The organism is Pseudoalteromonas sp. S2755, assembly GCF_005886535.1.
Taxonomy (GTDB): domain Bacteria; phylum Pseudomonadota; class Gammaproteobacteria; order Enterobacterales; family Alteromonadaceae; genus Pseudoalteromonas.
This window is the reverse complement of record NZ_PNDS01000104.1, coordinates 1-12013: the sequence shown is the minus strand read 5'-3', so window position 1 is coordinate 12013 and position 12013 is coordinate 1. Positions and strand designations below refer to the sequence as shown.

At 45.0% G+C, this 12013-nt stretch carries 5 protein-coding genes; 4 read left to right on the top strand and 1 reads right to left on the bottom strand.

Annotated elements, in window-relative coordinates:
- Positions 1–7 precede the first annotated feature (7 nt).
- The 4 genes from CWC03_RS16340 to CWC03_RS16325 all read left to right on the top strand — a co-directional run bounded on the left by CWC03_RS16340 (position 8) and on the right by CWC03_RS16325 (position 10418).
- Positions 8–6664, top strand: coding sequence for a non-ribosomal peptide synthetase (locus CWC03_RS16340; RefSeq protein ID WP_249314055.1), 6657 nt, complete (start codon positions 8–10; stop codon positions 6662–6664).
- 128 nt (positions 6665–6792) lie between these two features.
- On the top strand, positions 6793–8031 hold the full coding sequence (locus CWC03_RS16335) for an NAD(P)/FAD-dependent oxidoreductase (protein ID WP_138582782.1): 1239 nt from the start codon (positions 6793–6795) through the stop codon (positions 8029–8031).
- A 191-nt stretch (positions 8032–8222) separates the two neighbouring features.
- Positions 8223–9275: a hypothetical protein gene (locus CWC03_RS16330; RefSeq protein WP_138582781.1), complete on the top strand. Its 1053-nt coding sequence runs from the start codon at positions 8223–8225 to the stop codon at positions 9273–9275.
- Positions 9276–9350: 75 nt separating this feature from the next.
- Positions 9351–10418: a hypothetical protein gene (locus tag CWC03_RS16325; protein WP_138582780.1), complete on the top strand. Its 1068-nt coding sequence runs from the start codon at positions 9351–9353 to the stop codon at positions 10416–10418.
- A 64-nt stretch (positions 10419–10482) separates the two neighbouring features.
- Here CWC03_RS16325 and CWC03_RS16320 read toward each other — a convergent pair whose 3' ends face one another.
- Positions 10483–11718, bottom strand: a complete 1236-nt coding sequence (locus tag CWC03_RS16320; protein WP_138582779.1) for an MDR family MFS transporter — start codon at positions 11716–11718, stop codon at positions 10483–10485.
- Positions 11719–12013: the final 295 nt, after the last annotated feature.

The window sequence follows — 12013 nt, the reverse complement described above, 5'->3', positions numbered from 1 at the left end:
TGAGCAAGTGGGTATTGAAGATAATTTCTTCCAAATCGGCGGCGATTCAATTGTCAGTATTCAGTTAGTTTCACGTTTAAGAGAAGCAGGATTAACGGTACAAGTTAAAGAGATATTTGCCGCCCCAACTCCCGCGCGGCTGGCAAAGCTTATCAGTGCGAATGGCGACAAGAAGCTTACGATAAAAGCCGAACAAGGCCAGCTTGAAGGCGAGTTCGATCTGCTGCCTATCCAGCAGTGGTTCTTCGCAAATCAGTTTGCTAACCCCGCACACTTTGCCCAAACTTTTGCCACTGTAATGCCCAGCGCAATCAGTGATGAGAGATTAGTTGAGCTATTGTCTGAGCTTGCTGAGCAACATGATGTGCTACGCCTTGTGTTCAATCAAAAGACGGCGCACATTACCCAGCAGTACCAACAAAATAATACCATGGCGCCTCTAGTTAAACTTGATGCAGACACACTCAATGACGACGAGCTTGCCAAGCAATTAACCCGCTTGCAGTCACAGTTTGCGTTAAATTCAGGCCCTTTATGGCAGCCAATTCGTGTCAAACGCCAAAGCCAAGATGTATTGGTACTGGCCTTCCACCACCTGATCATTGACTTTGTCTCTTGGCGGATCCTAATTGAGGACTTAAATAGCCTTTATCAAGGCAAAAAATTGGCGCAAAAAACCTCAAGCTATCGTCAATGGGTTGAGACCTTAGCACAATATGCACATGTTCAAGCCGAACAAATTAACTACTGGCAGGAAGTACTTGATACTTGTCAAACACACTTAACGGCGAAGAACACACCGACAAATCAAGTGATTAAACTTGACTCTGCATTTACACAAACGCTGCTGTTTGACGCTAATCAAGGATACCACACAGAGCCTCGAGACCTTATCGTCGCCGCGCTTTCACTAACTCTCGCTCATATCACTGGTAGTAATGACCAGGTTATTGCGCTTGAAGGACACGGTCGTGAACACATCGCCGAAGATATAGATCATTCTCGTACCGTAGGCTGGTTTACGTCATTATATCCACTGGCACTCCATGCGGGCTCTAGTCTCGAAAGCGCTATCGTCAATGCCAAAGAGCAGCTGCGTAAATTGCCAGACAATGGCGTTGGTTTCGGTCAATTCTATTTTTCCAAACAAGTGACGGGTACTTTACCAACCGTTGCATTCAACTATTTAGGCCAAATCGGTGGCACAAAAACGCAGCAACCCAGTGGTGACTTCTACTTAACTGAAGCCATTACAGGTCAACCAGTCGCAAGCGAAAATAACGGTCATTACGTTCTTGATATCAACGCCGCTATTATTCATGGTCAGCTTGTCTTAAATTGCACCACGACATTGTCTGAAACCGAATTTGCCCTATTCCAAAGTCAGTTCACTGCCAGTCTACAAGCGGTGCTGGACACGGCATTACATACCAAAGCGCTTGGCGCCAAACAAACGCCGAGCGACTATAACCTGACAGGCGTCAGCTTTGCCCACTTAGATGCACTGCACACACGTTACGACCTAGCTGCGGTTTATCCCGCAACAAACTTGCAGCAAGGTTTTATCTTCCACCAGCTTAATAATCCAGAAGATACCGCCTATCGTGTGCAGTCACAAATGCAGTATTTCGATAAAATTGACACTGCGCTTTACTGTCGAGCGTGGCAACTAACCTCGCTGCAATATCCAGCGCTGCGCTGTGCTTTTGATGTTGAAGAAACCATGCTGCAACTTATCGTGGATCACACCTGTGTTGATGAAGATAACTTTAGCGTGATTGATATCAGTCAATACTCAAAAGCAGAACAACAAACACACATAGAAAAGCTTGCAAACCAAGTACTAAATCAGCCATTTAATTTTGCCAGACCTGGGTTATTTACACTGCATTTGGTAAAACGCGGTGAAGCGCATTATCACCTAATAAAAACAGAGCATCACAGCATTTGTGATGGCTGGAGTGGCCCGCTAGTTATGCAGACCGTTCACCAGAACTATACGCAATTACTACAAGGTCGAGAACCTGTTTTACAGGTGGATAACGCCTATTTAGATGCCCATGCTTACCTAAGAGATAATCAGGCCGCCACCAAAGCATTTTGGCAATATCATGTCGCTGATTTATCACAAGCAAACGATCTTAACACCCTGTTTAGTCACTCAACAGATTTAGAAACGCTCCGTCATAATCATGATCCGCAAACGCTGCATTTTGCTCTACCACGCGAGACGTTAAGTAAGTTGCAGCAAGCATGTCAGCAACATTCTGTCACGCTTAATGCTGCGGTCCAATTTGCCTGGCATAAGCTTATCCAAATCTATACTCGCGACGAATTTACTTTAGTAGGTACAACTATCGCAGGTCGTGACTTACCAGTTGACGGCATAGAGCAAAGCGTTGGTGCCTACATCAATACGCTACCGCTTTATCTTACTTGGCCTACAGATGCCACCATCTCGCAGCAGCTCGAGAAGATCCAAACTGCCATTTTGGACTTAAATAGCCATGCGAATGTGTCACTTGCGTCACTGCAACAAGGTGGTAATCGGCTATTCCAAAGCCTAGTCGTTTTCGAAAACTACCCAAGCCTTGAAAATGAACAAGCAGAGGCACAACAAGCTCGTTGGCAGTTTGACGCCGCACCAGAGCAAGTTGAATACCCACTTGCATTGATAGCAAAAGAGCAAGGAGAGCTGCAACTTGAGCTGATGTACGATGCCAGCTTGCTTTCGCCAGCACGTGCCGTACAACTGCAATCTCAACTGCTACTGATCCTTAAGCAAGTCGCTAACAATATTCACTTACCTCATCAGCACATTGAAATTGCTAATACAGTGGAAAAGGCCCGTATTCTCAACGAGTGGAATGAAACCGAGCGCCAGTCATGTGGCTTCGAGAACTTCAACGACTTATTTAGTGAAAAAGTCGCCGTATTCCCGGATGCAACCGCAGTGGTCTGGCAAGATGAAGCACTAAGCTATCAAGCACTCAACCGCCAGGCTTGCCTGCTTGCCCAGCAATTATTGGTGATTAAGGCTGAGGTTTACGGCAACGAGTATCAAGGTGATTTCCCAGTCTTATTGCTGCATGAAAAACAGTTGGATTCTATCGTTGCGATCCTCGCTATTCTTAAAGCAGGCGGTGGTTATGTTCCTGTATCACCAGAATTTCCTGACTCAAGGATTGAATATATTGCCAAGGACTGTGGTGCGAAAATCGTGGTCACCCAATCGGGATTAATGGATAGAGTTGCGAGTACAACACTTGCCTCACTGACACACGTACTCAGCGATGCCCCCATGGAGGAAACAAGCTTAGACCAAGCGGTATCGGTGAGCCCGTCTGATTTGGCTTATATTATCTATACCTCTGGCACCACAGGCAACCCCAAAGGCGTAGAAATCAACCATGAGGCACTATTAAACTATGCCACTGACGACCACTTTATCGATCCCACACAACTGAACAAGGTCCTTAGCTTATCGAGTATTAGCTTCGACGCGTTTATTTTTGACTGCTTTGTCACACTCAGTAATGGCGCAGCACTACACCTGATAGATAAACAGACTCAACTTGATCCAGAACGACTGATTGAATACTGCCAAGCACAGCAGATTGATACGTGTTTTGTAACCACTGCGCTATTTAATCGTTTAGCTAACGAAGACTTCTTCTTACACGCCGGACTTAAACAGATTAATTTTGGTGGAGAGGCAGTCGACTTAGCTATGGTTGAGCGAGTAAAGCATCAAGCGCCAGAGCTGATGCTTTACCACGCCTATGGCCCAACAGAGACCACCGTTTATGCGACTTGCTGCTTACTCAACACTGTAAATCACGGTGCACCTATTGGCCGCGCTATTGCAAACAAATCTGCTTACGTGTTGTCACCTGCTGGCAAAATACTTCCACCGGGCGTGGCAGGAGAGCTTTATATTGGCGGCGCGGGTATGGCAAGACGCTATTTACACCGGTCAGATTTAACCGAGCAAGCATTCTTAGTTAATCCGTTCGCATCGGATAGGTATCTCGCAAGCGGTTGGAACAAAATGTATAAAACGGGAGATTTGGTTAAATGGCGTGAAGATGGCTTATTAGAGTATGTTGGTCGTAATGATTTTCAGGTGAAAATTCGTGGTTACCGCATCGAACTTGGCGAGATTGAAACTGCAATTAAGCAACAACCGCAAATTCATACTGCATTTGTAAACGTCAGTGAACAAGATGGGGTTAAACGTATCGTGGCCTACTTGGTCATGGCAAATACTGAGTCACTAGATGAGGCAAAGCTCAAGCAAACACTCTCTCACATGCTACCGAGTTATATGCTGCCAAGTGCTTACGTCACATTAGACGCCCTACCCGTTACGGTTAATGGCAAGATTGATGCCCGAGCACTACCGCAGCCCGACTTTAGCCAAACTGAGACTCACCATGCTCCAAGCACAGAACAGCAAAAGCATATCGCTAAAATCTGGTGTGCTGTATTGGGGATTAAGCAAATTGGCTTAGAAGATAACTTCTTCCATATCGGAGGTGACTCCATTATGAGCATTCAGCTCATGTCGGCTCTCAAACGTGCTGGCTATTCGCTGTCGACCAAAGACATATTTACGTATCCAACCCTAGAAGCGCTTTGTGCATTTTTGGCAAATAATGAACAGGTAGAAATCGAGGCTGAACAAGGTGAGCTCAGCGGAGAAATCCAGTTATTACCTATCCAGCAATGGTTCCTCAACTCCCATTACCGCCATAAAGCGCACTTTAATCAGTCGATCATGCTCGCACTTCCGCACAATACCGCGCTGGATACTTTGGAGCGTGCACTTGCGCAGCTGCATCAACAACATGACATGTTGCGCGCTCAGTTTAGCAAAACCGAAGTTTGGCAATCCCAATATCAAAGTGTTGCTGCTTGTCCAACACCAAAGCTTATCCATCTGGACACCTCGGGGCTTGATGAGCAGCAAACCGGTCTGGCGTTGAGTAAAATACACGCCCGTTTTGAACTCGGTTCAGGTGCTTTGTGGCAACCGGTTTTACTCAGCGATGATACGCCGCTAACTAGGCTTGTACTTATCGTTCATCACCTTGTTATTGATGGTGTTTCGTGGCGTATTTTGGTCGAAGACTTAAGTCGCTTGCTGCAAGGCGACACCTTAAGCGACAAAACCAGCAGTTATCGCCAATGGTCAGACGTTGTGGCCCAGCATCCTTTTGAACAACAAATACCGTATTGGCAAAACGTGCTAAGCACACAACAAAACATACCTTACGGTAAATCACAACAGCGTCTTACGCATCAATTTGATACTCAGCTTACGGAGCAATTGCTACGCCTTGCTCCTGCTGGGTTCAACACAGAAATCAATGATCTCTTAATGAGTGCGTTTACTCGGGCTTGGTGCAATACCTTTGCTACAAACTATTGCCACCTCACGTTAGAAGGTCACGGCCGAGAACATCTGAGTGACCATATTGATACCTCAAGAACACTAGGCTGGTTTACTAGTATGTTTCCGGTTGCCCTGAAAAATGACGCGGATTTATCGACGCTGATTATTCAAAGCAAAGAAACGCTTCGTGCCATTCCAGATAAAGGGCTAGGCTTCAGCGAATTGGTCAGGCGAGGGGACTTTTCCTTCAATCAGTTACCTAAAGTTAGCTTTAATTACTTGGGACAACTTGATAGCAACAATGATGCACAAGATCAGGGCATACGAATGCTAAATGCACACTCAGGCGATGCCAGCAGCAAGGATAATCAGGATGAAATGGCACTCATCGTTAATGCCGAAGTGCGTCAAATGAAACTGCAAGTGAGCATTGCAAGTCAGTTAGATGAGACGCAAACCACCGCATTCGTAGAGCAGTTCGATGCTGCCCTTCGAGCTGTCGTTTCACATTCGATTACAGCCGCAAACCCCCAAGGTATAAAAACCCTAAGCGATATTGAGATCGGCATATTGGTGAATGAAGCCGACGCCCCTATTGAATGGTTTTTCTTCCCTCCGGGTGGCGGTGGTGCAGAGAGTTACTTGCAATCCATTGCTCCCAAGATTTCCGCGCCTTGTTATTGCTTCAATAACATCTATGCCGCACAGGAAAAACCAAAGGGTTCGCTCGCCTATGACTATTATCAGTTCCAAACATTGGCGTTGCAGTATGCTATTCATCTTAAAAAGCTAAAGCCTAGTGGTCCTTATCGGATTTTTGGTTGGAGTTTTGGCGCAACGCTGGCACTTGAGGTTGCCAAACTGCTGCAAAATGAGGGGGATACAGTCGAACATCTCGTGTTCGTCGACCCTTGCTTTGACTATGCCGCGATGCACGATGAAGTTTTTGCTCTACATCCAGAGTTTAGTCATCTTGAGCCCGATAGAATTAATTACAACTATCAAAATGATCCAGCATTTTCTAGCACCGCAAAGGTGACGCTATTTAGCGCCGGTTGTGCAGTTGAAGTGACTCAGTCAGATAGCCTAGAGTTGCAACTTTCCAGTCATATAATCAACCAATACCTTGATAAGAATCAAAATCTTATCGAAGAAGTAATACAACCCAGTCAAGTTCAAGTGTTCACCATGAAAGGGTCGCATAACAGTTGGGTAAAAACACCAGAAGACTTAATAAAAATGTCAGAAATTATGAACACTCTTTAACATTTTACTGGTTAATATAATGTTAAATTAGGTTCTCTAGAGTGAGGCATTAAAGGGAACTCCCCTCTTCACTCTAGGATCAATTAATTGCCACATTTTCTCACAATATATGATTAAGGAATTACAAAATGGCTAAGGAAAATGTAGATGTACTTATTATCGGCGCTGGACCTGCTGGGACAATGACCGCTGCAAAGCTAATTCAAGCAGGATTAACCGTGAAGATCGTTGAACGTAGCCACTTTCCACGCTACGTCATCGGTGAAAGTCTTCTACCACAAAGTATGCAGCACCTGGAAGATGCTGGATTTATGGATGCGTTAGTCGCACGCAATTACCAAAAAAAAATCGGTGCAAATTTTAAACAAGATGACTTCCAAGAGTTTTTCGATTTCTCTAAAAATTACACCGATGGCTGGACATGGACATGGCAAGTACCGAGAGATGACTTTGACAATGTACTGGCTGAAGAAGTGCAAAAAATGGGTGCCCCTATCGAATTTGGCACTTCTGTAGTAGATGCCAACATGGATCTAGAAGAGCCTATCATTAAGGTAGTCAATGAGGCCGGTGATGTGCAGGAAATCCAAGCCAAATTCGTTGTTGACTCCAGCGGCTATGGCCGAGTACTCGCAAACCTGCTTGATTTAAATGAACCTTCATCAGCGCCGACTCGGGCAACTTTGTTTGCGCAATTTAAACCTGCTGATGGCATAGAGACTGGGGCTGAAAACAATAAAGTAACGATTCTAGTTCACGAAGAGGATGTATGGGTTTGGTTAATACCTTTCTCTGACGGTCGTGTTTCAGTCGGATTTGTTGGTAACCCTGAGTATTTGGAAAGTGCCCAGGGCGATGCTAAAGCGCGCTTTTTAACCTACCTTGCTCGCGATCAACATGCCTCAGCAATGTTGGACGGAATGGCGCTGTGTATGGAGCCAAAGGAGATCAAAGGCTACTCAAAAGGTATTAAACAACTGTTCGGCAAGAACTTTGTACTAACGGGTAACGCCAGTGAATTTATTGACCCTGTATTTTCAGCCGGTGTTATGTTTGCGATTGAGTCAGGCGCGCGCGCCGCTGATCTCATTGTCACTCAGTTAAATGGCGAGGAAGCAGATTGGCAGCAAGATTATGAAGCGCATATGCTTAAAGGAATTGCTGTCATGCGCACCTACATTGAAGGCTGGTACGACGGACGTTTGCGCCGCCTATTTTTCTCAGACAACAAGCCTGAAAAAATTAAGAGCCAAATCACTTCTGTGCTTGCGGGCTATGTATGGGATGAGACTAACCCATTTGTAAACCGCAGCGAGAAAACCCTGAACCTGCTATCTGAACTCCATAACAACCCTGAAATGGCGTGATTTTAGCTTTTTAGACCGGCGTGGGAATAGTTTCTCACGCCACATAATATACTAACAAAGATGCGTTTCAGTAGTAGTGAAAGTAGTTGTGTGAGGCCTATAGTTTCCCGAATTGACGATTAAACAAAGTGGGGAATTTTGTTGTAGGCCGACCATAGATGTGACACTTGGCGCTTTAAAGGACTTAGACAATGAAAACTAACTTTGTATACACTGCTGCACTTTCTGCGTTACTAACAGGCGCTGCACTTGCAACCCCCGCGCAGGCCGCTGAATATAAAACAATTCTAATTCATGGCTTTCAAGCGGACCAACTTAACCGCCCTAACAGTACCAATGTCGAGCTTGAGGGTGAAGAATACTGGTCATCTTTTTGGATAAACCACGGTGATGAGCGTATTGATTGGCCTTCTTATGAGCGCTTGCAAGGCAAAATCGCAACAGATTATATTTGGCCAAAGCTAAAAGCATTTGCAGAAAATGGCACTTGTAATCCAGGCTGTGTCTTTGTTACCCACTCAACGGGTGATTTAGTCGCGCGCTATATCTTAGATAACCAGGCAACTTGGCTTGAAAATGCGGGCCTTCAACCACTTAATATTGTTGCTACTTTTGACCTTGCAGGTGCGGGTGGCGGAAGCGAACTCGCAGACACTGCTATCAACGCTGCGACTTCTGGTGGTGTAGTCGGTGAACTAACTCGTCAAGCGGTTGAGGCATGGCTTGGCAGCATGCCTGAAGAGTTTGGTATCATGTGGGATTTAAAAGTAAATAACGCACGACAAGTTGCTCAATACCCAAGTGACAACGCACCTCGCCTACGTTTCGTCGCTGACGCAAGCGACTACTACGGCCTCACTTCGGGTTTCTTGCCAGGTAATGATGATGGTGTTGTATCAACACACTCTTCTTGTGGTGCATCGACAAAAGGTGACTTTGGTAGTTGTAGTACAAGCGTTGCTATCAACGGTCAGTTAGCCTCTCAAGATGATGCCGTAACTAACTTTATGCCATACCACTACCCATTACTAATGAGCGCGGAATATAGCCACGGTAACCTGCCAGATGCTGGATACCAAGGCAAAGTAACAGCGGCTCGTACGCAGTTTAACGCAGGTTATAAAACAATTAGCTACAACACCTACGAAGAAACAACGGGTAGCTGGTTTTGGAAAAAAACTTATCGTTATGTTAGCGAGTCTAACTCACAAAGTTTTTCACAATTAGTACTAAACTCACTGTAACTTAACGGTTATTTTGCTAATTTCTATACCCAAGGAACTGCACCATGCAGTTCCTTGTATTCACCGAGTATTGCTATGAAAAAGTTTTTGTTGATTAGTGTCATTGTTATTGTGGCCTGTATCATTACGGGCTATTTTGCCTTGCAGCGCGAAGCTCAGCCCTCACCTGAGTTTACAGCACCACAAGTCACCACACCTATTTTGACACCACCAACAACGCAACCCAATACACCTAAAACTGCGATAGCACAAAAACAATCACTGGTTGAATCACTACCACTGGCACAAGCTGCGCAAACAGCTGCGGCACATTATGAGTATAGTATTTCTTTACCTCCTTATTCACAGCCCCTTGGCAAAGGTGATTTTGATAGGCTCAATCCAAATCATTTTTATGCCATCGAAATGCCAATTGAAGAAAACAACGAACAGGTGTCTTTGTCGCTGAATCAATATCGCTTTGTGCACCCCGCTACTATCGAGATAAGTTTATCTGGTAGTCAATTTTCTAATGCAGCCGCAACGATACTTGATCCTACATCACAGCAAACCTTATCCACCACCCGCCTCAAAGAGTCTGATGGTATTTGGCTTGGTGCAATTGATGGCGAGACAACATGGCCTCAAGAGCTGAATGTCGTCGTGCGTGCTAAGCCAAGCTCAGCTAAGGCTGTTGCATTAACGGCAAGTATCCGCTATTACCAACCCAGCGCTACACTGCTCGCCATTGCTACACCTTACCCCGAGCAAGCAGACTTGATAATTCCATTGCAGCTTGAAGTAAAGCAAAGTGGTACTTATCGTATTCGCGCAAACCTATTTACTCGCGATGGCACACCAATCAGTCATTTGGTTAAAAAACAAAAGTTAAGCGAAGGGAATCAGGTATTCAACTTAAAAGCACACCAGTCGGTGCTTGCTCCTTTTTCAGCTAAATCCGGTCCATCGCAATTCACGTTAAAGACATTTGTGATTGAGAGAATGTCGCCAATGCCCGGAGAGCTTGCGCAGTTTGGTGATAGCAAAATAACCGAATACCACATCACTGATTTCTACTTTGACGCACTGGAGAAGCGCCCATATCAGCCCTCGGCTGCCGAGCGTCAACGTCTGGGTTACTTGCAAAAAATGGCGGGGAAATAAAGTAACTAGCCTTTGCTACAGATAATTAAACGGTGACCCTTTTCAGGTCACCGAGTTAGCTAAGCTATATCGCTTCAGCCGTTGTCTTGGGCTTCAGCTCAGCAATGCGATAAAACCCAAGTGCGGTGATAGATACTAAGCTCATGATGATAAACAGCATCATACCGGAGTAAAAATCTAAAATAAGCCCGCCTAAAATGGGCGCCAGTGCATACCCTAATGAACACAAGCCAGCAGCACCAAAATAGCTAGCTTTCAGGTTATCTGGTGCCAACCTGTCAATATAGACATTGATGTTAGTAAACATAATCGCTTCGCTCAGACTCAACACCATCATGGCTGCAATCCATCCCCAGATATTTTGCACATCATTCAGGGCCATCATGACTTGTGAAATAATCAATATCCCGCCACCCGCATAAAGCCTATTTTCAATACGCCAATTGCGCATCAGATGTAGTAATGGAAACTGACACACGATGATCACACTAGAATTGGCGATGATTAAGCTAGAAATTAGCCAAGCTAGATCGGGGACCTCTGCACGCGTCAAATACTGCACTAGGCTAGAGTCGCATTGCGCATAAACCAAATACACTAAAGTAGTCGCGATTAGCACAATTAAAAAGACTTTATCTTTTCGTAAGATACTCAGCCACTTTGCAAACTTGGGTACCGACTGAGCGGCAGATTGCATAGCGAAAGTCTGCGCTTCACTCAGTTTAGGTCTAAAGTAAAGCAACGCGAGCAACAAACCAATATACGAAATACCAGTATAAATAAAGCTAAACTGCTCTCCATTAAGACCCGCCCATAGACCGTACAATGGTCCTAAAGCCGCCCCCACATTCACGAGAAAATAGAGTAAATGCAGTGCAAGCTCTCTGTCTTTTGCGTCGCCAAGTTCTTCAGTAAGTAACGCTTTACTAGGCGCATCCCAGAGCGTCCTAGGTAGACAAGCTAAAAACACTGAGGTTGCAAACAGCCACAACGACTCAGTCACAGCCAACAGTGAAAAAGAAATCACACCAACAAACACTGCCGTGTAGAGCATTTTGGTGCGACCGAAGCGGTCAGCGAGATTCCCCGTATAAAACCCCAAAAATACCGCGAAAGTCGCTGACACAGTCAGCAATAAACCAATCTCTGTTGCACTCAGCCCATAATTTTCGTAAAGAATAACAGCCAAAAAAGGCCATACCATGTAGTAACTAGCGCGAACGAAAAAGTTACCAACAAGCATTACCCAAACTAAAGGTGTAAAGCGCTTTAACCGCTCAATTGCAGAGCTATTCTCCATTGATGTTCCTTGATTATTATTGATTTACGCAGAACCCTAATTCCTAAACCTTAGTTCAGGTCAAGCTTTTACTGCATGCTATTATCTTGGATACTGGAACTCTATAAAGAAAAAATGACGTTATTTAACCTGAGGTTTGGATAAGGAATGTTCCAACTCATTGTTGCTAAAGCACAACTTAGTTTTTTCCTTGTCTAGCCAGCAAGTTTTAGGGAAAACACCGCTTCCGCGTCCTGCTCTCGCTAAGGTACCTACATCCTGTAGGCAAGGCGAATTTACGCACCAATAGCTGTCT